General features: G+C 28.7%; 24 protein-coding genes and 1 riboswitch. Of the genes, 10 read left to right on the forward strand and 14 right to left on the reverse strand.

All coding sequences use genetic code 11. The annotated features are described in order from the left end of the window. Positions 1-275: 275 nt before the first annotated feature. From P4S50_RS10980 to P4S50_RS10995, 4 genes are all read left to right on the forward strand, one after another. Positions 276-977, forward strand: a complete 702-nt coding sequence (locus tag P4S50_RS10980; protein WP_277730829.1) for a response regulator transcription factor — start codon at positions 276-278, stop codon at positions 975-977. After that, the gene (locus P4S50_RS10985) at positions 977-1,876 is read left to right on the forward strand and encodes a sensor histidine kinase (protein WP_277730830.1); all 900 of its coding nucleotides are present in this window, start codon (positions 977-979) and stop codon (positions 1,874-1,876) included. The genes P4S50_RS10980 and P4S50_RS10985 overlap by 1 nt, the downstream gene beginning before the upstream one ends. Before the next feature lie 151 nt (positions 1,877-2,027). After that, positions 2,028-2,951, forward strand: a complete 924-nt coding sequence (locus P4S50_RS10990; RefSeq protein ID WP_277730831.1) for an ABC transporter ATP-binding protein — start codon at positions 2,028-2,030, stop codon at positions 2,949-2,951. Further along, entirely contained in the window at positions 2,944-3,678 is a 735-nt protein-coding gene (locus P4S50_RS10995) for an ABC transporter permease (RefSeq protein ID WP_277730832.1), read from the forward strand. The genes P4S50_RS10990 and P4S50_RS10995 overlap by 8 nt, the downstream gene beginning before the upstream one ends. 54 nt (positions 3,679-3,732) lie before the next feature. On the opposite strand, the gene nagZ is transcribed toward P4S50_RS10995, so the two are convergent. Together nagZ and P4S50_RS11005 are read right to left on the reverse strand one after the other, a co-directional pair. Further along, positions 3,733-4,932 (reverse strand): beta-N-acetylhexosaminidase, encoded by a 1,200-nt coding sequence (gene nagZ, locus P4S50_RS11000; protein WP_277730833.1) that lies wholly within the window; start codon positions 4,930-4,932, stop codon positions 3,733-3,735. Between the two features lie 19 nt (positions 4,933-4,951). Beyond that, positions 4,952-5,554 carry a methyltransferase gene (locus P4S50_RS11005; protein WP_277730834.1) on the reverse strand — a complete coding sequence of 201 codons (603 nt, stop codon included), beginning with the start codon at positions 5,552-5,554 and terminating at the stop codon, positions 4,952-4,954. 306 nt (positions 5,555-5,860) lie between these two features. Here P4S50_RS11005 and P4S50_RS11010 point away from each other — a divergent pair, with 306 nt between their 5' ends. Then, positions 5,861-6,157 (forward strand): hypothetical protein, encoded by a 297-nt coding sequence (locus P4S50_RS11010; protein ID WP_277730835.1) that lies wholly within the window; start codon positions 5,861-5,863, stop codon positions 6,155-6,157. A gap of 84 nt (positions 6,158-6,241) precedes the next feature. Here the strand turns inward: P4S50_RS11010 and P4S50_RS11015 are convergent, their stop codons facing one another. Continuing rightward, a complete protein-coding gene (locus tag P4S50_RS11015; protein WP_277730836.1) occupies positions 6,242-6,943 on the reverse strand; it encodes an RluA family pseudouridine synthase in 702 nt (233 codons plus the stop codon). Positions 6,944-7,208: 265 nt separating this feature from the next. After that, positions 7,209-7,299, forward strand: a riboswitch (glycine riboswitch). Positions 7,300-7,481: 182 nt separating this feature from the next. On the opposite strand from P4S50_RS11015, the gene P4S50_RS11020 reads away from it, so the two are divergent. Both P4S50_RS11020 and P4S50_RS11025 read left to right on the forward strand, forming a co-directional pair. Beyond that, positions 7,482-7,751, forward strand: coding sequence for an ACT domain-containing protein (locus tag P4S50_RS11020; RefSeq protein WP_277730837.1), 270 nt, complete (start codon positions 7,482-7,484; stop codon positions 7,749-7,751). A 19-nt stretch (positions 7,752-7,770) separates the two neighbouring features. Continuing rightward, complete coding sequence (locus P4S50_RS11025) at positions 7,771-9,129, forward strand: PFL family protein (protein ID WP_277730839.1); 1,359 nt, start codon at positions 7,771-7,773, stop codon at positions 9,127-9,129. Between the two features lie 104 nt (positions 9,130-9,233). On the opposite strand, the gene P4S50_RS11030 is transcribed toward P4S50_RS11025, so the two are convergent. Next, positions 9,234-10,478 (reverse strand): MFS transporter, encoded by a 1,245-nt coding sequence (locus P4S50_RS11030; RefSeq protein WP_277730840.1) that lies wholly within the window; start codon positions 10,476-10,478, stop codon positions 9,234-9,236. Between the two features lie 322 nt (positions 10,479-10,800). Here P4S50_RS11030 and P4S50_RS11035 point away from each other — a divergent pair, with 322 nt between their 5' ends. Next, positions 10,801-11,118 (forward strand): hypothetical protein, encoded by a 318-nt coding sequence (locus P4S50_RS11035; protein ID WP_277730841.1) that lies wholly within the window; start codon positions 10,801-10,803, stop codon positions 11,116-11,118. A 144-nt stretch (positions 11,119-11,262) separates the two neighbouring features. Here the strand turns inward: P4S50_RS11035 and deoD are convergent, their stop codons facing one another. The 4 genes from deoD to P4S50_RS11055 form a co-directional block, all read right to left on the reverse strand. Beyond that, on the reverse strand, positions 11,263-11,976 hold the full coding sequence (gene deoD / locus P4S50_RS11040; RefSeq protein ID WP_277730842.1) for a purine-nucleoside phosphorylase: 714 nt from the start codon (positions 11,974-11,976) through the stop codon (positions 11,263-11,265). Positions 11,977-12,077: 101 nt separating this feature from the next. Then, the gene (locus P4S50_RS11045; RefSeq protein WP_277730843.1) at positions 12,078-14,003 is read right to left on the reverse strand and encodes an ATP-binding protein; all 1,926 of its coding nucleotides are present in this window, start codon (positions 14,001-14,003) and stop codon (positions 12,078-12,080) included. Positions 14,004-14,178: 175 nt separating this feature from the next. Next, positions 14,179-14,664 (reverse strand): flavodoxin family protein, encoded by a 486-nt coding sequence (locus P4S50_RS11050; RefSeq protein ID WP_277730844.1) that lies wholly within the window; start codon positions 14,662-14,664, stop codon positions 14,179-14,181. A gap of 104 nt (positions 14,665-14,768) precedes the next feature. After that, the gene (locus P4S50_RS11055; RefSeq protein ID WP_277730845.1) at positions 14,769-15,641 is read right to left on the reverse strand and encodes a damage-control phosphatase ARMT1 family protein; all 873 of its coding nucleotides are present in this window, start codon (positions 15,639-15,641) and stop codon (positions 14,769-14,771) included. Between the two features lie 315 nt (positions 15,642-15,956). Here P4S50_RS11055 and P4S50_RS11060 point away from each other — a divergent pair, with 315 nt between their 5' ends. After that, a complete protein-coding gene (locus tag P4S50_RS11060) occupies positions 15,957-17,045 on the forward strand; it encodes an NADH:flavin oxidoreductase (RefSeq protein ID WP_277730846.1) in 1,089 nt (362 codons plus the stop codon). 93 nt (positions 17,046-17,138) lie between these two features. Here the strand turns inward: P4S50_RS11060 and P4S50_RS11065 are convergent, their stop codons facing one another. Next, complete coding sequence (locus tag P4S50_RS11065; protein WP_277730847.1) at positions 17,139-17,789, reverse strand: hypothetical protein; 651 nt, start codon at positions 17,787-17,789, stop codon at positions 17,139-17,141. Between the two features lie 347 nt (positions 17,790-18,136). Between P4S50_RS11065 and P4S50_RS11070 the strand changes: the two genes are divergently transcribed. Next, the gene (locus tag P4S50_RS11070; RefSeq protein WP_277730848.1) at positions 18,137-19,243 is read left to right on the forward strand and encodes an N-acetylmuramoyl-L-alanine amidase family protein; all 1,107 of its coding nucleotides are present in this window, start codon (positions 18,137-18,139) and stop codon (positions 19,241-19,243) included. A 64-nt stretch (positions 19,244-19,307) separates the two neighbouring features. Here P4S50_RS11070 and P4S50_RS11075 read toward each other — a convergent pair whose 3' ends face one another. From P4S50_RS11075 to P4S50_RS11095, 5 genes are all read right to left on the reverse strand, one after another. Next, positions 19,308-19,499, reverse strand: coding sequence for a hypothetical protein (locus tag P4S50_RS11075; RefSeq protein ID WP_277730849.1), 192 nt, complete (start codon positions 19,497-19,499; stop codon positions 19,308-19,310). A 229-nt stretch (positions 19,500-19,728) separates the two neighbouring features. Then, a complete protein-coding gene (dhaM, locus tag P4S50_RS11080; protein WP_277730850.1) occupies positions 19,729-20,121 on the reverse strand; it encodes a dihydroxyacetone kinase phosphoryl donor subunit DhaM in 393 nt (130 codons plus the stop codon). Positions 20,122-20,133: 12 nt separating this feature from the next. Then, entirely contained in the window at positions 20,134-20,763 is a 630-nt protein-coding gene (gene dhaL / locus P4S50_RS11085; protein ID WP_277730851.1) for a dihydroxyacetone kinase subunit DhaL, read from the reverse strand. Positions 20,764-20,782: 19 nt separating this feature from the next. Beyond that, positions 20,783-21,781 (reverse strand): dihydroxyacetone kinase subunit DhaK, encoded by a 999-nt coding sequence (gene dhaK, locus P4S50_RS11090; RefSeq protein ID WP_277730852.1) that lies wholly within the window; start codon positions 21,779-21,781, stop codon positions 20,783-20,785. 27 nt (positions 21,782-21,808) lie between these two features. Further along, the gene (locus P4S50_RS11095; RefSeq protein WP_277730853.1) at positions 21,809-22,072 is read right to left on the reverse strand and encodes an HPr family phosphocarrier protein; all 264 of its coding nucleotides are present in this window, start codon (positions 22,070-22,072) and stop codon (positions 21,809-21,811) included. Positions 22,073-22,191: the final 119 nt, after the last annotated feature.

Here is a 22,191-nt window from a genome sequence, read left to right on the forward strand (position 1 = left end):
TGTCTTTATTTTTACCAAATAATTACAATTACTCTGTTTTATACTATAAAAAACCCTATAAAATATATAAAATTATTTTATATATTTTATAGGATTAATTTTTATTTTTTAATTTAACCTTATAAGTTAGTAGTTTTTTTGACATTTTTATTTTTTGATAAAATCATTATATTCCATTTATTTCATATCCATATTGACTAGTATTAAATATAAATGTATGATTTTAGTAAAAGATTAGGGATCAAAAATAAAACCCTACAGAGGGGAGTTATACAATGCAAAATGATATTTTAGTTATTGATGATGATATTGAATTGTGCCAACTTATAAAGAAATATCTAGAAGTTGAAAATCTCACTACAACAATGAAGCATAATGGAAAAGATGGCTTAATAGAGACTATTAACACATCATACCATTTAATTGTGCTTGATGTTATGCTTCCAGAAAAAAACGGGTTCGAAGTACTATCTGAAATTCGTAAAATCAGTGCAGTTCCTGTACTTATGCTTACAGCAAAGGATAGCGAAATTGATAAAGTATCAGGACTTAGATTAGGAGCAGATGACTATCTTACAAAACCATTTAGTATGAATGAATTTGTAGCAAGAGTACAGTCATTAATACGTAGATACACAACTCTAAATATTTTTAAGAGTGATGCTCAACTATGTCTAAACTTCGGAGATTTATTAATTAATCCATCTACAAGAGAAATATTAATAAAGAATAAAAATATTGATTTAACTGCTAAAGAATTTGATTTATTATATTTCTTTGCAAAAAATAAAGGACAGGTTTTTACTAAAAAGCAGATTTACAATAATGTATGGCAGGATGAATATAGATTTGATGATAATAATATTATGGTACATATTCGCAGACTACGCAAAAAGATTGAGCCAAATCCTGAATCACCTACATATATTAAAACAGTTTGGGGTGTCGGTTATAAATTTACTAACCAGGTGCAATGATGAAAATAGTAATTATTGTTATACTGAGTCTTGTTATTCTGTATATGTTCTTCTATATCCTGCACATAAGAAAAAAACTCATAAGTATATTAACTGTTTTGAAAGCTATCAAAAAAGGTGACAAACGAAAAGCCTTTACCAAAGGGCCAGGAATCACATCTGAAATATGCTATGAGATGAATGAAATTGTTGCTACATATCAAAGTGAAATAACGAGACTAAAAAAAACAGAACAAGCAAATAAACAACTATTAACTAGCCTTTCCCATGATGTACGTACTCCACTTACTTCATTGCTTGGATATTTAGATGCTCTAGAAAGTGGCATTGTGACTGGTAAAGAAAAAATGCAGTATATTAAAATAGCGAGAAATAAAGCTTACGATTTAACAAAATTTGTAAACACACTATTTGATTGGTTTAAGTTAGATTCTCATGAACAAACATTCTATTTTGAGCCTATTGATATCAATGAGTATAGTAAAGAAATTATAATTGCTTGGTTACCTGTTCTAGAGCAAAAAAGAAAAGAAATTGAGGTTGAAATTAATGACAATGAGCTTATAGTTCCTCTTGATAAAAATGCTTACAGCAGAATAATTAATAACCTTATTCAGAACGCCATACAACATGGAAAATGTACTCTTTTTAAAATAAAAATTAAACGTGAAAAGAGCAGTGCTTCCATTATTATATCTGATAATGGTGTTGGTATTTCTAAAGAAAAACTTCCTTATATTTTTGATCGATTATATAAATGTGATGATGCACGCTCTCATTGTGGCAGCGGTCTGGGACTTGCTATCGTAAAAGAATTAGTTGTTGCTCATAATGGAACAATAACAGTTGAAAGCCTTCCAAATGTAAACACAACATTTACAATAACAATCCCCTTTTAAAACTCTGATTATGCAGAGTTTTTTCTTATCTTGAAATTTAGTAGTTATTCTTATAGACTCAGTTTTAATTAAGAAAAAAGTAAGATTTAATACAGTACAGTGTAATAATTACTTTATAAAATAATAATATGTCAAAAAGGAGGGTATACAAATGAGTCAATATATAATAAAAACTAATAAACTTACCAAACAATACGGGCAACACCTTGCTGTAGATGCAGTCAGTATTCATGTGGAATGTGGCAAAATATATGGCTTGCTCGGAAGAAACGGTGCAGGAAAAACCACTACCATGAGAATGCTAATGAACCTTGTCCAACCGACAAGTGGAGAAATACAGCTTTTCGGGAAGAATTACTGCAAAAAACCAAAACAGATTTATCAACGTATAGGATCTATTATTGAAACTCCTGGTTTTTATGAAAACCTAACAGGAGAAGAGAATCTAAAAATTTTAGCAAAGCTTCGTGGAATACACCGCAGAGATTCAATTGAATATGCTCTATCTACAGTAGGACTTGATAACGAGACAAAAAAGACTTTTCGTAATTATTCTTTAGGTATGAAACAAAGACTTGCAATCGCAGCTGCAATTATGCACGAACCAGAGCTGTTAATCTTAGATGAACCAATTAACGGACTTGATCCAATTGGTATTCATGAAATACGAAATTACCTTACAACTTTATGCAAAGAAAAAGGAGTTACAATTCTTATATCAAGCCATATTTTAAGTGAAATTGAACAGATTGCAGATACCATAGGAGTAATGCACGATGGCAAACTTATTGAAGAAGTTAGCATTAGCGATCTTCATAAAAGGAACCGTAGATACGTAGAATTTGAAATATCAGATGAAAATAAAGCAACCTTACTTTTAGAAGAACAAATGTCCTTATACGATTATAGTGTTCTCACGAACGGAAATTTACGAATTTATTCCAATTTCAATAAACGTTCAGAAATCAACAAACTATTTGTTGAAAATGGATTGGATGTTTGTAAAATTAATATGAGCGAGGAGAAACTGGAAGATTATTTTTCAAATTTGATTGGAGATGGACAAATTGGTTAATTTACTATACTGTGAATTTTTAAAACTCAAGCGTTCACAAATGTTTTTAATTAGCATTATGGGTGCTTTTGTAGCACCATTAATGGTTTTTGGAGGTTGGATGAAAGCTAAGGTGAAAGGACATGGAGATATTGTTACTTATGAATATTTTTTTAGCGATGTCAACCTATATACCATAATGGTATTTGGGCTAATTGTATACTGCGTAATTGCAGCCTATCTGTTTAGCCGAGAGCATACAGAAAACACACTTAAAACAATTTTAACTATTCCTGTATCTAAAACAAAATTTATTTTCACAAAGTTTATTATGCTTTATATTTGGATTATTGGATTAACGTTAATTACTTGGACTTCGTCCTTAATTTTAACCTTAATTGGAGGAGCTACAGATTTTAGAATAGATGTAATTGGAAGTTCTTCAGTAGCATTTTTATTAGGGGCAACTCTATTGTATTTAACCCTTACACCTTTTGTCTATGCCACACTATGGTTTAAGAATATCGTTCCTGTTATTATTGGAGCCGCATCAGTTACAATGATTAATATTATGCTCTCTAATGATGAATTAATGGCACTTTTCCCTTGGACAGCAACTTATGTTATTGCTAGCCATAAAAGTATTCCAACGTATCCTGTTGCTCTGTCATATTTATCTGTGCTTATTATAGGAGGAATTGGTTTTGTAGCTAGTTTACTCTATTTTAAAGGTCAGGATATTATATAGGAGAAATTAAGAAATGGAAATGAGTTATTTATTTCTCATTTCCACTTTTTGATTTTAGTTGTTCTTTTTTTTAATATCATTTAAATCATATTTCCTCTTTAATTTAATAATCCTTTTTACACTCTCATCTATTCTTTCTATACTGATTTCTCCACTATTAACAGCTTCTTTTAAACCTTCTAATGCCTCTATTTGCTTTTCTTTAGTATGGCACATTAAAACAATGTCAGCTCCTGCTTTAATAGCTTCAACTGATGCATTTTTAGTACCATAATTATTTACAATGGCTCCCATTTCCATATCATCTGTAATTATAACTCCACTAAAATTCAATTCATTTCTTAAAATATCAGTCAATATTGTTTCAGATAAAGTAGCTGGTTTTTTACTTTTATCAACATTAGGTAAAACTATATGGGCCGTCATTACTGCATCTACCCCATTATTAATAGCTTCTTTAAATGGAATTAGTTCAAATTTATCAAGCCTCTGTTTATCATGATTTACAACCGGAAGTCCTATGTGAGAATCTACAGTTGTATCGCCATGGCCAGGAAAATGCTTTACAACAGAAATAACATTTGAATCTTGAAGCCCTTTCATAGTAGCAACCCCTAATTTCTTAACTATTTCAGAATCCGTTCCAAATGATCTATCTTTTATAACTGTATTTTTAGGATTACTATATATATCAAGTACTGGTGCAAAATCCATATTAAATTTAAAATTATTAAGCTCAGTTCCTATTTGCTTGCCTATTTTATAAGACAAATCCTTATCATTTTCTTTTCCTATTACTTTATTAGATGGGAATTTTGTGCTTCCTTCAGGCAATCTTGTAATTCTTCCACCCTCTTCATCAACTGATATGAACAAAGGTAATTTATTCTTTGAATTTATACTTTTTATATTATTATTTAAATTTAGAAGTTGTTCTGAATTTTTTATATTACGTTTAAATAGAATAACTCCTCCTACTTTATAACTTTCTAATAAATCCCTAAAATCCGAATCAACTTCATACCCATTGAAACCCACTATTACCATCTGTCCTAATTTTTCTTCTAAAGATAAACTATTCATAATATCATTTATTTCGTTTTCTTCTATTTCTTTTTTTGACAGTACTTTTTCTTTCTTTTCTTCTACTATATCTGATTCATCTAAATCACTAGTCTTTTTTATATTTATAGAAACTAGTGCTAGTATTAATATTAAAACTGTTGTTATGCTTAAAATAAGTGTCTTTTTCATTTGTCTTCTCCTTAATATATTAGAATTGATATATTAAAAACCTCTCACTACTATCACGTTTATATAAATTATCCATTATAATCTCATCTATTAATACAAAAGGCGTATTATTATCTAAATAATATATATAATCCTCAGATGGATAATATAAAATCAATTCTACTTTTCTTTCATATTCTTCTACCGATAGTAAAATATTATCTATAATTTTTCTAAATATCTGTATAGAAAAAGGGTTAAAAAAATAAAATTTATTATCTACAGGTTTTATATTGTACTCCTGAGCAAAACAGCATAAAAAATTAATCTTATCTATATTCTTTTTATATTTTTTCAGATAGCTATATTTATTTTCAATAGCTTCTAAATGTAAATCTTTATCCATTTCTACACCTATAACATTTGAATTATAAAAATAGTTTATGTAAAATACAAGTCTTCCCTTACCACATCCAAAATCAACAATATTATCCTCACTTTCTACTTGATACTCTTTAAATAACATTTCAAGTGCAGAATATAAAGTAGCTTCGTATGGATGATAATGAAGAGAATTTTTATCCCATTTTTGATGTCCTGTTGTCTTTATATTTAATAAATTTTCATAATATTGTTCTTTCATTTAATTTCCTTTCTTATTTATAAATGTAAAATAATTATAATAGTATATTAAATTGGTATATTTATTTGCTTCTTAATATTATATACCATAAGTATATATTATTCACATAAAAAATTCGTCTCTCGCTAACTAATATCGCCAACAAGTAATTCAAACTGTATTGATCAAATATAATTGAAAATTTAAATCTTTAATCAATACTATCTCAAAATTTAAAACCATATAATTTACTTGTATGTATAGTGCGAATAAATTCTATAAATAGTCACATAATAATATTAAGAAAATCAACTTGGAGGTTATCAAATGGATAGTAAACAAGAATTTTTAGGAGCTATAAGAAGTGAGTTAGACGATTTAGTTGTTGGAGCTTTACATTTAGAAAAAGTGTATGTAAATGAAAAAGATGCAAAAACTAATGATGGTATACAAGTTGAATGGCATGGTGACGTATTAGAAGGTCACTATTATGTACTAGATAGTAATTTATATACAGACAAAGCTCGCAAAAAAATAGCAGCTAAGTTAGACGTCATATCATCTAAAATACATCAAGGAGCAAAAAAAGGCTTAATTCAAAATGAACAAGATTTATGGGGTTAATTTAAGTTGACTTTTTAATCAAAATAATGCTTATTAAAATATCAATACTGATATTTTAATAAGCATTGTTCCTTACCTTAAAAACTATTGATTTTTAGATAACAAGTTAAAAGGATATTCATTATGTGGTTTTATTTCAAATTTACATACCTTTTTATCTTTTGGATGTATAAATTCAATACTTTTAGCCCATAAAGCAATTTGAGTATATCCTTTCATTTTTACAAATCTTTTATTATATTTATTATCCCCCCATAAAGGCATATCTGCATTTGAGAATTGAACACGTATTTGATGGTGTCTTCCTGTTTTAAGATTTATTTTCACAAGACTTAAAATCCCATCTTCATCTGTATTGATACTATCTATAACTTCATACTCTAAAATTGCTTCCTTCGCATTTTTGTTTTCTTTAGAAACTACCTTTGACATATTAATTCTACCTGTTTTTAAAAGATAGTCTTTAAGTGTTCCTGTTTTTTTATCAGGTTTTCCGCAAACTACAGCATAATATTCTTTTTTAAATGTTTTGTTCTTCATTTGCTCTGATAAACTTGCATTGGCTTCTTTCGTTTTTGCAAATATCATTAACCCTCCAACAGGTCTATCTAACCTATGAACTAGTCCTATATAAGGATTTCTTGCCTTAGGATATGCAATCTTCAAATGCTCTTTCATCATAGAAAGCATGTCCATATCATTTGTTTTATCCTTTTGAGAAGGTACCTTAGGTGGCTTTTCTGCTACTATAATATAACTATCTTCATAAACTATATTCAATTTCATAATATTTCCCCTTTCTAAACTGCTAATAACACAAATACTGATTTTATTTAAAAATTTGAATTAATTTACTGTATACAATAATACTATTATATCTATTAAATTAATTCAAACTTTTTTAAAATGCCCACTTATTTATAATTCCAATAAACACCATTATATTCCAATTTATAGTTGACTCATATAAATACTTTATGTTAAAATCATTTTAATTAATTTTCATATAGTCGGTTGAAGATAGCGGAATAAATTTTTTTAAACCGTTATTGGACGAAACTCTGGAGAGACTCAAAAGAGCACCGAAGGGGAAAGCCAAAAATTTTGGTGAAACTCTCAGGTAAAAGGACAGAGGATTTTATGTATTAAAGAATATACCTATTAAATTTAACTTATTTTATATCAGTCATTATAATAGTTTTATCTTTAATTAAAAAATCTTAATCTCCAGAGACTAAATTTTAAAATTTAGTCTTTTTTTGTTTTTTTGGAAATAATATATGTAAATTTAAAAATAATAATTAAACAAAGGGGATGATTAATAATGAAAGCATTTGTATCTGTAATTGGAAAAGATAAGATAGGGATTATTCACAAAGTAACCTCTATACTTTCAGAAAATGATGTTAATATTTTGGATATAACCCAAACACTTTTGCATGATTATTTTACTATGATAATGTTTGTAGATTTAGAAAAAATGCAAATAGATTTTAATGAATTAAAAAACAGACTTGAAAATGAAGGTAATAAAATAGATGTTTCTATTAATATCCAGCATGAAGATATTTTTAATTCAATGCATAAAATTTAAGAATGGGGAGATAAAAAATATGACTAATTTTAAAAATATAATGGAAACAATAAACATGATTAAAAAAGAAAAATTAGACATAAGAACAATTACAATGGGAATATCTCTTTTAGATTGTTGCGATAGTGATGGCAAAAAATCAAGAGAAAAAATTTACAATAAAATTGTAAGCTATGCTCAAAATTTAGTAAAAGTAGGAGAAGAAATTGAAACTGAGTATGGAATACCTATTATAAATAAGAGAATATCCGTTACTCCTATATCTCTTATTGCTCAATCAAGTGATGATGATGACTATGTAGAATTTGCAAAAACGTTAGACAAAGCAGCAGAAACTGTAGGTGTCGACTGCATTGGAGGATTTTCAGCTCTTGTTCATAAAGGTTATTCAAAAGGAGATAAAATACTTATAGATTCAATTCCTAAAGCTTTGGCTGTTACAAATAGAGTTTTTTCTTCTGTAAACGTTGGATGCTCAAAATCAGGAATTAATATGAATGCAGTCAAAGATATGGGCTCTATAATCAAAAAAACAGCTTTTCTTACAAAAGAAAAGGACAGTATCGGATGTGCAAAGCTTGTAATATTTGCAAATGCAGTTGAAGACAATCCATTTATGGCAGGAGCATTCCATGGAGTAGGAGAAGCTGAATGTGTAATAAGTGTTGGAATAAGTGGTCCTGGAGTTGTAAAATCCGCTCTTGAAAATGTAAAAGGTGAAAGTTTTGATGTTGTTTCAGAAACAATAAAGAAAACTGCATTTAAAATAACAAGAGTAGGTCAACTTGTAGCTAATGAAGCTTCTACAAGACTTGGTGTTCCATTTGGAATTGTAGATTTATCTCTAGCTCCAACTCCAGCTATAGGAGACAGCGTTGGAAGAATTTTGGAAGAAATAGGACTTGAAAGTTGTGGTTGCCATGGAACTACTGCTGCTTTGGCTCTTTTAAATGATGCTGTAAAAAAAGGAGGAGTCATGGCATCGTCCCATGTAGGAGGACTTAGTGGAGCATTTATTCCCGTAAGCGAAGATGAAGGAATGATTAATGCAGTAAACATTGGTTCATTAAACATAGAAAAATTAGAAGCCATGACCTGTGTATGCTCTGTAGGACTTGATATGATAGCAATTCCTGGAGATACACCTGATACTACTATATCTGCTATTATTGCAGATGAAGCAGCTATTGGAGTTATCAATAATAAAACTACTGGAGTAAGAATAATTCCTGTTTACGGAAAAGAACTTGGTGATAAAGCTGAATTTGGAGGGCTTCTTGGAAGAGCACCAATAATGGCTGTAAGTAAATTTTCAAGTACTGATTTTGTAAACAGAGGTGGAAGAATCCCAGCACCTATTCATAGTTTTAAGAATTAATAGTTCACTTAATAAATCACCTCCTAAATTTTCATATATTTATAATATGAAAATTTAGGAGGTGATATTTTTATTAATATAATTTTCTACTCATTATAAAAAACTTAAATTTGAACGCCATTTCCTATCTTACTAAATTTATCATCTTTTACTTTACTGGCTACATACAAATTCACTAAAGAAAGTGAAGCTGCTAAAAAGAATATATATTGTGGTCCCCATAGACTCCAAATAATTCCGCCTAAGTAAGCACATATAATTGAAACTATATGGTCTAGACTAAGCCCCAAAGATAATGTAGGTGTAATATCAGAAGATTTCACAGCTATGGAACGCAAATAAATTGTCCTTATCATACCCATTTGAGTAGACATTTTATCAAATATAAGTACCATATAAGCTAGAAATAGAGGAATACCAATTGTAGACAATTTCCCTGTTGAAAATCCAGCACTCAATAGTCCATAAACCAAGTAGACAAGGATAAATGATAGCGCATCAGCATAAAGTAATTTCTTAATTCCAAATTTATCAATCCATCTACCAACAGCAGGAATAAAGAATACACCTACAAATGAACCAATAATACTTAAAATTGCTAAAGTATCAGCTCTTTTATTTAATAGATCAATAAGTACCCAAGGTCCATAAACAATCATTATCTGCTTTTGTACCCCCCACATAACAACTAAAATATAATAATACTTATATTCTTTTCTAAAAACAAAATTTATCTTTTTATTGCTTTTTATTGGTTTTTCAATTAGCTTTTCTAAAGCAAAAAACAGAATGAATACAATCCCCAAAATACATGCTGATATAACAAAAATCCACTTAATATTACTTGTAAAGCTAAAAAATCCAACTCTAAATCCAATAAAAACCAAGATACTCGCTAACACAGTAAAAATTGTTGCTAATCCTTTATATTGACCCATTTTCTTACCAATACTATCGTCATCTTTAATTAATGACATCCCTATACTATCTTTTATAGGCATAAACATATGCATCCCAAGGGAATTAATAAATATAAAAACTAGCATAATTGTGAAAGGTGGAGTAAAAAATCCCAATGTTATTATTCCTATTATACTTAATAATTGCGCTACCATAGCAATACGTATATCAGAAAATAATGATAATGAAGCAATAATAAATATAACTAGTACTCCTGGTAATTCTCTTGGAAACTCTATAAGTCCACGTTGATATGCTGTAATGTTATAGGCATCTTTAAAATAATTAGAAATAACATCATTACTAAGGCCTAATCCAAGGGCCGTAAGTGCAATAATTAAATAATAAATCAATTGAACTCTACTTACATTTTCAAGCTTTTTAAACATTCTATTCTATCCTCTCTTTTTATATCTTATACTAACCCAAACACTATTATAAATTATAGTTATATACCTAAGCTTAAAGCTAATATATTTTAATGACACATAAAGTGCAATTAACAATAATATGACTTTCTCCCACTTAGTATAATATTTGTAAATAAAAAAGTAAACTATTATTAAATTACTTAGCAAATCTATTTATCCCAAAGGGTACTTACCCAACTAAAAATTCAACTATAGTAAAAAACATCTGAATTAAGTTTAACTCTATCACCAAAAGACAAGCTTTGAGTATAATGTAGTAAAAAAGAAATGAGGTGTTTTCATGTCATGTAAATTTAAAAAACTAAAATATAAAATTGATGAGTTAAAAGATGATTTATGTGATTTTGGAAAAGATTTATATGAAGAAATAGGCTATGAGTGCTTTTGGCCTCCAATTAATAGCTTTGTGGGTGTTACACTAATGACACCAGGTGGTGTTGTTAAAAATATTTCTGGACGTTTCTGTGGTGATCAAGTAAATGATTGTACTTTTGATTTAATAGTATATAAAAATGGTAAATTCACTTTAGTATCAATACAAAAAAAAGATGTAATAAAAATTAAAACATTCCCTCGCTGCCCTTATTGTCCTTGTTAGAATTCATCTACTCACTAACAGGGTGACAGTATATATTTTCAATCAATGTTATCCACACCTTAAAAAAGAATATAATTTCCTATTCATTATAAAAAAGGTAACTACAACTTAAAAAGTCGTAGTTACCTTTTAATTTTCACTTTATTATTCAGCCATTTCTAAAGCAATTTTCATCATGTTTGTAAATGAATTTTGTCTCTGCTCAGATGTAGTTAATTCTTGAGTTACTAAATTATCTGAAACTGTTAATAAACAAGCCGCATTTTTTCCTAATACGTTTGCATTATGGAATAGAGCAAATGCTTCCATTTCCACTACAGTACATCCGTGATTTTTACAAATATCCTTGTACTGCTCAAAATTTTCACGATAGAATACATCAGATGAATGAATTCTCTCTTTATGTATTTCAATTCCTAAATCATCCGCTATTTTCTCTAGTTTGCTATTTAACTCAGAAGATGCAGCAATTACATTCTTATCATATCCATCTTGAACTCTAGCGTATGTAGATTCACTCCAACCTTCTTTTGCTAATATTACATCATATAAATTTAAATCAGCTGTATAAGCTCCACATGAACCAATACGAATAATATTTTCTACTCCATAAAACTTAAATAATTCATATGAATAAATACCAATACTAGGCATTCCCATACCACTAGCCATTACAGAAATTTTACGTCCTTTATATGTTCCTGTATATCCAAATACATTACGTACATTATTAAATTTTTCAACATTTTCTAAAAATGTATCAGCAATAAATTTTGCACGTAATGGATCTCCTGGCATTAATACTGTTTTTGCAATAATTCCTTGTTCTTTTACTTCAATATGAGCTGTTGGTATCATATTAAAACCTCCTTACGGTAATCTTCCTATTTAAAATAGTTTCATATAAAGTCTAACACTTAGCTAACGAACTTGACAAGCCTGAATTAATTTAATATATTCTAAAAATATATATCTGAAAACTCTACTGATATTTTTTCCACTTTATTTGATTCAATATTTTTTAATGGATTATTATATGCGCTATCTTCAATCAACTTTATAGGAAGTTTTACAATAAACTCACTTCCCTTTTCATATTCACTTTTAACCGCTATAGTTCCGCCATGCATTTCCACTAATAATTTTACAAGCGATAATCCTATTCCACTACCTTCATTTTCTCTAGTTAATGATTTATTTACTTGCCTGAATCTCTCAAATATAATTTCTAAATTTTCTTTTTTAATACCTATTCCTGTATCCTTTATAGAAATTATAAGCTCACCATATTCTTCTTTTATATTTATAGATATCTTATCCCCTACTCGTGTGAACTTTATTGCATTCGATAAAAGATTCAACAATATTCGCTCAATTTTATCCGGATCACATGCAATTATCTTTTTATTAAGATCACTACAGAACTCAAGGTCTAAAGACTTAAACTTCACAAACTCTGAGATTGAAAAAGTTATATCTTTTACTATTTTTACAATATCATAATTTGCGAGGTTTAATTCTAAAAATCCAGAATCTATTTTTGTAATATCAATTAAGTTATTAACTAGCCTTATTAATCTATAGCAATTTTGTTTCATACTTTTATTCATATTTATAAGTTTTTCATAATACTTCAAATCAGACATATTGCTCAAGTATATCTCTGTTAACTGTATAGCTCCTAATATTACATTTATAGGTGTTCTAAACTCATGAGATATATTAGCAAAAAACTCAGTTCTAAGTCTTTCGTATTCTATAGCCTTATTTAGTAGCTTCATATTCTCTTCAGCATTTTTTTTGGCTTTTTCAGTTAATTTTCTTTTTGAAATATCTCTGACTATAATTATTATTTCCTCTGTCGTTAAAGGTATTAGTCTACTTTCAAAATACTTTAATTTTCCTTTTTCTTCAACCGAAAATTCCTTTTCAATTAAATTATTTGTTTCAAAAACTTCATCTATAATTTTATTGAAAAATAACTTTATTTCCTGAGGAACCTCATCCTTCAATGCATGTCCGATACAATCTTGAGTAACTATATCAAAATCAGAGTGTATGCCTACCTTACAATCTAATATAATCCCTTTTGAATCTATACGAAAATAAAGATCTGGTAATGCTTCAAAGATTTTTTCAATTTCCTCAGTTTTTTTTCTTAACTTTTCTTCTGTATTCTTTCTATTAGTAACATCAATTCCAAAAGCCCAAGAATGCCACCCTTGCACAGAAAATTCTTTAGAAATATTAAACCAAGATATAGTTTTTGTGCTACCATCTTTGCATACAACATCATACTCTAAGTCTCTAAAATTACAATCCATTTCCCTTATTTGGTTCAATATTTTCTCTCTATAGTCTTTATCCGGATATAATTTATCCCATATTAAAGTTTCACTTACAATTTCATCTTTTGAATATCCAGTAACAATCTCACATTCTTTATTCCATATTACGATATTATCATTTTCATCAATGACGTCCATCATAATAGGCATATTTTGAAAAACAGAACAAAATCGTTGTTTACTTTCTTTAAGTTCTATTTCAATTTGCTTACAAGTAGTTATATCATTTAGAACAACAATAATATTTTTGTCTACTTTTTTTAATTTGATTTTAAAATATAAATACTTATCATTTATTTTAAACATTTTTTCTAGACCTAAAGATTCTTTTGCCTCATCATTTTTTAAATCAATTAATTCTTCTTTAAGCCATTCCTCTATATACTTATTAACACATTCACCCTTTATATTTATATTATTAAACGTATCTATTGCTTCTAGGTTTATATCTACAATCTCATTATTATCATCAAAGACTATAATAGGTATAGGTACATTATCGAAAATTGTTTTTATTTGAACGTTATTACAAAACATATAAGCTGTTACCCCCTAAAAAATGATTTAAATCCTTCTACTATTAATCTGAAAACCCTTTTTAATTATACAATATTTCCCACAAATTGTCTTGATACATAAAAAGCCAGGAATAGTAAATTAATATTCCTGGCTTTTTATGTATCAATTCTATTGATTTTTACATATCTTAATTTTATTTATCAAACAATTTTTTAGCGTTTTTAGCAACTCTTTCAGCAAATATTTCTACTCTTTCCTTTTGCTCTTTTGTTCCATCATTTATGCATACAGCACCAAAGTGAGTATATGGATCACCTTCGCTAGCACCTACAGAGTAAGCAAACATTCCCCTAACTAATAATTGACTTATCAACGCTAATTCTGCATTATCTGCTCCTCCACCTAAATACCTTTCAGTAGCAAATACACATCCTACTTTTCCTGCTAACTTAAGCTTACATTCATCTAACCATTTTTTCATTTGCCATGAATATGATCCTCCATATGTAGGAGTTCCAAAAAATACAACTTTAGACTCTTCAAAAAATGTTTCATCAATATTATCAATAGACATACATTTTGTCTCTATAGATTCTACTTTTTCAGCTCCTTTAGCAACAATACGTGCTACTTTTTCTGTATTTTTTGTTTCACTGTGATAAATTATTGCAATTTTCATTTTCTACCAACCCCTTAAATTTTTTATAACAAATAAAAATTCCAAAAAAATCTACATCTAAAATCTTCTAAAGGCAGACTTTTTTATAATCTAAAGATTAATTTCTATAATTTTGATTCATGAATAAACATATTTGCTAATTTTTCAGTTTTCAATTTTTTCACTAATAAGTCGCATTTGCACAAAAACAAATAATATACATTCTGTTTACAGCCAGGTAAAGATTCAAAATTACCTTGTCCCTTAGATATTATAATGTCTGATTTCTTAAATATTTCTTTAAATTCATCACACACCTCTAAAAGATCTGTTCCTGGCAAATCTGTTCCATTACTTATTATATTTGCATATTTATTAAGTTCAACATAATATGCATCTTCTTCATTTACATCATTTAATACAGGCTCACCTCTAACTGCAAAAAATATTTCAATATCAGGATATTCTCTTATAATTTCTCTAATAAAGATCTTGTCAAACACAATTTCTCCTGTATTATCTCCTAAATACAATAATGTTTTGCATTTTAACAAATCATTTTTTAGTTTTCTATATAGTTTATCATCAAAATCACTTGCTAAAGTTTTATTAATAATATCCTTAACTAAATCAAAACTTATCTCATCAAATGCACCAAAATCCACTATATTTCCAGCCAATGCAATTTTTAATGCAGTAATAAATCTATCTTTTGAATGATTCAACATATCTTCAATTTGATTTTCCATAGACAATAACTTCTTATTAAATAACTTTTTTTCTTGTAAATAAAAATCATTTATTCCTGTTTCCTTTTTTAAAATTCTCATAACCTTAGCAACCAGGAAAGGAGCTGTCCTATCATACTCAATTTTACTCACTTCTCTTAAAACTTGATTCATAAAATTATACTTTTTATGTTTATCTTCAAAATATTTATCTGCTAACTTATTTGCCTTGTTAATCACACAAGCTATACAGTCTACATGTGTATTCAATGTTGATTGCTCCTTTTCTTATAATTTCCAACCTTACTTTATTGTCATATGCCAATTACCTTATAATACATAGTATATTTTCATTTTGGGTATATGTCAACATTCTTCTTAAAGTTATCATGTTACTCATAGATAAAGTGAAACTTAATTTAGATAATGCCTTAGAATTTTTGAATTTAGGATAAATATATATTTATAATTTGACAACAAACTATTTTGGTTGTACAATTAGTTTGTTGTCAAACTTTATTTCTAAAAAACAAGAAATTACATTATAGCTATTAATAAATTTAAGCATATAAAGGAGATTATCAAATGAAAAACTTATTCGAAAAAACTCAACTTGGAAATATGACACTTAAAAATCGTTTCATCAGAAGTGCTACATGGGAAAATATCACAACTAAAGATGGTCACATGACAGATGACCTGTATAAAGTTTATGAAGAACTGGCAAAAGGAGAAGTTGGATTGATTATAACTGGATATGCAAATGTAGTTAAAGAAGAACAACCTAATCCAGGTATGATGGGAATATATAACGATTCATTTCTAAATGAATATAAAAAATTAACAGATTTAGTTCATAAATACGATTCAAAGATATTAATGCAAATTGCATATGGAGGAACAAAAACTAAATATAATCTTGGTGAAAGAATTATATTCGCTCCTAGTGAAGTTCCTGAAAGAGGTACAAATACATTAGGTAAAGCTATGACAAAAGATGAAATAGACTATATAGTAGATGCATTTGCCAAAGCTGGTAAAAGATCAAAGGAATCTGGATTTGACGGTGTTGAAATACATGGTGCTCACACATATTTAATAAATCAGTTTTTAAGCCCATACTATAATAAAAGAGACGATGAGTATGGTGGTAGCTTAGAAAATAGAATGAGATTTTTAATAGAGATATATTATAAAATGAGAGAAATGGTAGGCAAAGACTATCCTATACTAGTTAAATTAACAGCATCAGAATTCTTCGAAGGTGGATTAACATTTGAAGAAATCAGAATTATATGCAAAAAATTAGAAGAAATAGGCGTTGATGGTATAGAGATTTCAGGTAATATACATGGAAAAGCTAAATCAATGGTAGGACAATCTTTTGACGGATATGAAATCAAAGAAGAAGGTTACTTTGTCGAGTATGGAGATGTTATCAGTAAAGAGATAAGTATTCCAGTTATTACAGTTGGAGGTCTTAAAGACATTAATAATATAGAAAATATATTAAATAAAACAAATATAGATTATTTTGCTATATCAAGACCTCTACTTACAGAACCTCATTTAATAAAAAGATGGAAAGACTCAGATAGAACTCCTGCAAAGTGTGTTAGATGTTCAAAGTGTCGAACTTCTAACGGAAATTACTGTACTGTTTTTAATAAGTAAAAAAATTAGTGTACTCCATAACGCGACGACTCCTGTTGCCAACGCTTAGTATATAAAAAAGATGCGTATTAAATCATACGCATCTTTTTTATTCTATAGCAATGAACTAATAAAAGTATATATACTTTCCTTAAAATAAAGTATACAAATCAATTCACTTGATAATATTACTAGTGGATAAGCATAAATGCTATTAGCAAAAGATAATCCAGTTAATTCTTTACCATAACCATAAAGCAGTACATACTGAGTAAGTTTTGCAACTAACAAAATTACTAAACTAGCTTCAATAGATATAGCTGATATGACAATTGCCAAAACACTACACATAATAGGTATAACATACGATATGTTAACCGAAACTATTAACTTCTTAAAATCTACAGTCTTATTTGTTAATATATTTACAAAAGCTATGAAACTCATTAACATCAAACTCTCGATAAAAACAGCCTTTGCTCCAATCACAAATATATTTCCCCAACTAGCCAAACCTGTAACTCCTGCAATTTCAAAGTTACCAATTAAGTTCATATATATATTGTGAATGACATTATTTGAAGAACTACTAGCCAAATAAATCATATTAATCAAACTAAATACCACAGAATAACACGCTAAAACTATTATACTTTCAATTGCACTAAGCTCAGAACATGATGATTGTATCCTTGTTATTGAGCCTTTAATCCTTGAGCTAAAATTGTTTCTACCTTCATTATAAAGTAGCTCTCTTTTTTGCATATTTGACACCTCTTTTTTTAATTTTGTTTTCTTACACTCATATAGTAACACCTTTTTTTTCGTTTTTCTAGCATTGTTATTTTTTTAATTTGATGTTTTTTTCATATTTTTGTTCCACAAAAAAATCATGTATTTTTGTTCCCCAAATTCAGGTATTTAACATTTGCAAATACACAACTTCTTATGTTTCTAATCATGATTACTTTTTAGTAACAACTTTACGATTTTTTGTAGGTTTTTTAGTTTTTTATCGATTTTGTTATTTTTTTAGCGAATTTAAATAAACTATATTTCTACCTCAAAACATATATATATATTAAGTAAACTTATATAATGAGGTGATTATAATGAGCGGTCCGTTAATAATTATCGACCCTGGTCATGGAGATGTTGATCCTGGTTGTTCTTATGAAGATATTTATGAAAAAGACATTGTTCTTGATATAAGCTTATATCAACTTAAAAGATTTGAAGAACTTGGAATAAATGCTGTTATAACTAGATACTCTGATATATACCTTAACCCCGACAAAAGAACGCAATTAGTTGTAGACTCTAAATCAATTTATTGCATAAGCAATCATATAAATGCAGGCGGTGGAAAAGGATGCGAGGTTATTCATTCTATACACAATGATGGGAAATTAGCTTATAAAATATTCAATAAATTAATAGAGACTGGTCTGTATCCTAGAAGAGTTTATTCAAAAGAAAGTACTCAATACCCTGGACAGGATTACTATTTCATGCACAGAAATACAGGTTCTTGTATAACTAATATAGTTGAATACTGCTTTATAGATAATCAAGACGATAGAGAAAGAATACTTAAAAATTGGAAAATATATGCTGAACAAGTTATAAAAGCTTTTTGTGAATATATAGATCATCCATATGAGAATAAAACAGAATATATAGATTCGGTTAATAACCTTTATGATTGTGGATTTATAACTACTCCATCGTATTGGATACAAAGTGATTCCTATGAAATACAGTATTTTGAAGAACTAGTTCTTAACTATACAGGTAAAAATAATTTTGATGAATCTATTATTTATCTAGCTCAATGTAATATTATAGATTCTCCTAATTACTGGTTAGATAATGATACTTATAGTGTTGAAAATATTCAACTCTTTATTATAAAACTTAGTGATAATATAGAGTATTTTGAATTTGCGGATTCTGTTTATACTCTTTATGAATACGATGTAATAAATTCTCCTTATTACTGGATAGACAATGCTTCATATGAAATAAGATATTTTGAAGAATTGATTATTAATTATACTAATAAATCTACATTTGAAGATGGGATTATATATCTTGCTGAATCTAATGTTATAGATTCTCCTGAATACTGGTTAGATAATGATACTTACAGTGTTGAAAACGTACGTCTTTTAATAATAAAGCTTGCAGACAATGTAGATCAATTTGGAGAAGCATAATAAAAAGGGATTCTAATTAGAATCCCTTTTTTATATCTACTCCGTAGATATTTTATTCATCTCCTCATCTATATCCATATTCCATCATGCATCTATATATGCAATTAATATATTTTCTACGATTGTTTCTATGCTTGTAATAACACTTTCTTATACACTCTTGATATCTTTTATGTTTTTTTCCTCCTCCAGGTTTTGGATTATAAGGCTTATCTGGTTTGTAAGGTTTGTATGGCTTATATGGTTTATAATACATATTCACATTGGCTCCTTTTATAAAAAGTCTTCCTTTAAAAGTTCTAAAACTCCATCCTATTAAAGCTGGAGATAAGAACTTAACAGCTTCTGGATTAGTTTACCCCCAGGGCACGCGTAACTAGAAATTCAGCTGGAGTAAAGACTCCCTCTGAATTAAGTTCCACTCTATAAATTATGATTTGTTTGTATAAAAAGTTACAAAAAAAGAATCCTGAAATCAGGATTCTTTATTTTTTAGAATAATTGCGTGCTTGTTCAGCAGCATTTTTAACTTCTTCAAGCGATGCTCCTATTGATGCTTGACTAACAGCTGATATGCAACCTTCAACTATAGGTGCATCCGCTATTAATACTCTTTTCTTTAAATCTTCATCTAAAAAGTCTATTGCCATTTCAGCACTCATAATAGCACTTCCAAGATCAACTAGTATCAATACTCCATCTTTATCATCTGATTGTTGTATTGCATCCATTATTTTAGTAGCATCAGTTCCAAATCTTCCATCGTCTGTTCCACCAGCATTGATCACTTTTATATCTGACTGCGCCATTTCCATACTAAAATTAATTATTTCCTGTGCTAAGTTTTTACTATGAGATACTACTACAATTCCTACCATTATATGTCCTCCCTAATTATTAACTATATCCGATATTGTTTTTATTATTATATGGCTTGAAGTTGCTCCTGGGTCTTGATGTCCTATACTTCTATCACCTAAGAAACTTGCTCTTCCTTTTAAAGCCTTTATAGTTTTCGTATATTCAACCCCTTCGGTAGCAGCTTGTTCAGCTTGTTTTGAAGCTTCTTTTAAATCTTTTCCAGATTCAACTGATGATTTGAAAGCTTCATAAGCAGGAATTATGCAATCAAGCATAGTTTTATCTCCTTTGTCAGATTTTCCCCTTTGCTTTATTCCATCTATAACTACTTCATAAATTTTTATTAAGTCATTAGAGTCAAGTACTTCTCTATCACCTACTACAGAAGATGCTTTTAAGAATGCTGTTCCATAAAGTGGCCCAGATGCTCCTCCTACTGTTGATATTAATGTCATAGCTATAGTCTTCAATATAGTTTGATAGTCAGAGTCTTTAAGTGTTTCTAGCTTTTTCTTAACCTCACTAAATCCTCTTGCCATATTAGATCCATGATCTGAATCTCCTATTGCCATATCAAGCTCATTTAATAAATCTTTATTTAATATAATGTTATCAGCTATTTTATTTATTATTTCTAAAAACATTGTTTTATCTATCATTTCAAACGCTCCTTTTTATCTATATTTCCTTGAATGCTGGTGTATCTGCTTTTGCATTTAATAATCCCTTTAGTTCTTCGTCTAATTTAATTACACTTATTGAAAATCCTGGCATTTCAAGAGAAGTCATGTAGTTTCCAATTAAAGTTTTATTAATTTTTATTTCTTTTTCTTCTAATAATGAATGTAACTTTCTATTTACTATATATAATTCCATTAATGGAGTTGCTCCTAATCCGTTAACTATTACTCCTACTTCTTCACCTTTTTCAATTGGCATATCCTGAATAATTTTTCCAAGCATGTACTCTGTTAATTCATCTGCACTAGATATTTTTTCTTTATGAGTTCCAGGCTCTCCATGAATGCCCAGTCCCATTTCTATTTCATCTTCAGCTAATGTAAAGCTTGGTTTTCCAACTGCTGGAACAGTACAGGCTCCTAGACTCATTCCCATAGTTCTTGTATTGTCTACTACTTTTTGAGCTATTTTTTGTACTTCTTCTAAAGATCTACCCTCTTCTGCTGCTGCACCTGCTATTTTATGAACAAATATAGTACCAGCAACACCTCTTCTTCCGGTTGTATACGTACTATTTTCAACTGCAACATCATCATTAACTATTACCTTTTCAACTTTTATATCTTCCATTTCAGCCATTTCAGCTGCCATTTCAAAATTCATCACATCTCCTGAATAGTTTTTAATTACTAATAAAACCCCTGCATCAGATCCTACAGCTTTTATTGCCTCAAATACTTGATCTGGAGTTGGAGATGTAAATACCTCTCCAGCTACTGCTGCATCAAGCATACCTTTTCCTACAAATCCTGCATGTGATGGTTCATGTCCACTTCCTCCACCACTTATCAATGCAACTTTTCCTTGTATAGGCGAATTCACTCTTTTTAATACGCTAGTTCCTTCTACTCTTTTTACATGCTCTGGATGTGCCTTTACTATCCCATCTAACATTTCATTAACTATTTCTTCAGTAGAATTGATAATTTTTTTCATATTAACTCCCCCTAATTTTAATATTATTTAAACTTCAAAGTTTGATTTTACTAATTCAATCATACGTTTTAATGCTTCTTCTTCATCTATACCGTCAGCTTCAATAGTTATTTCTTCTCCTTCTCTAACTCCTAAAGACATAACTCCCATTATGCTCTTTGCATTAGCTTTCTTTTGCTTATATATAATATTTATTACACTTTCAAATCCCCCTGCAATCTTTACAACTGCACCTGCTGGTCTTGCATGTAATCCATTATTTTCATTAACTACTATACTTTGTTTTACCATTATAGTCCTCCTATGATTTTATTCTTTAATTATTTCTATATGCCTTTATATTTTTTTGATTATTAAGAATATTGTCTTATGTATATATTTAAAGCAATTTCTATGCCAAAAAAGACCTG

Source organism: Tepidibacter hydrothermalis (genome assembly GCF_029542625.1).
Taxonomy (GTDB): Bacteria; Bacillota; Clostridia; order Peptostreptococcales; family Peptostreptococcaceae; genus Tepidibacter_A; species Tepidibacter_A hydrothermalis.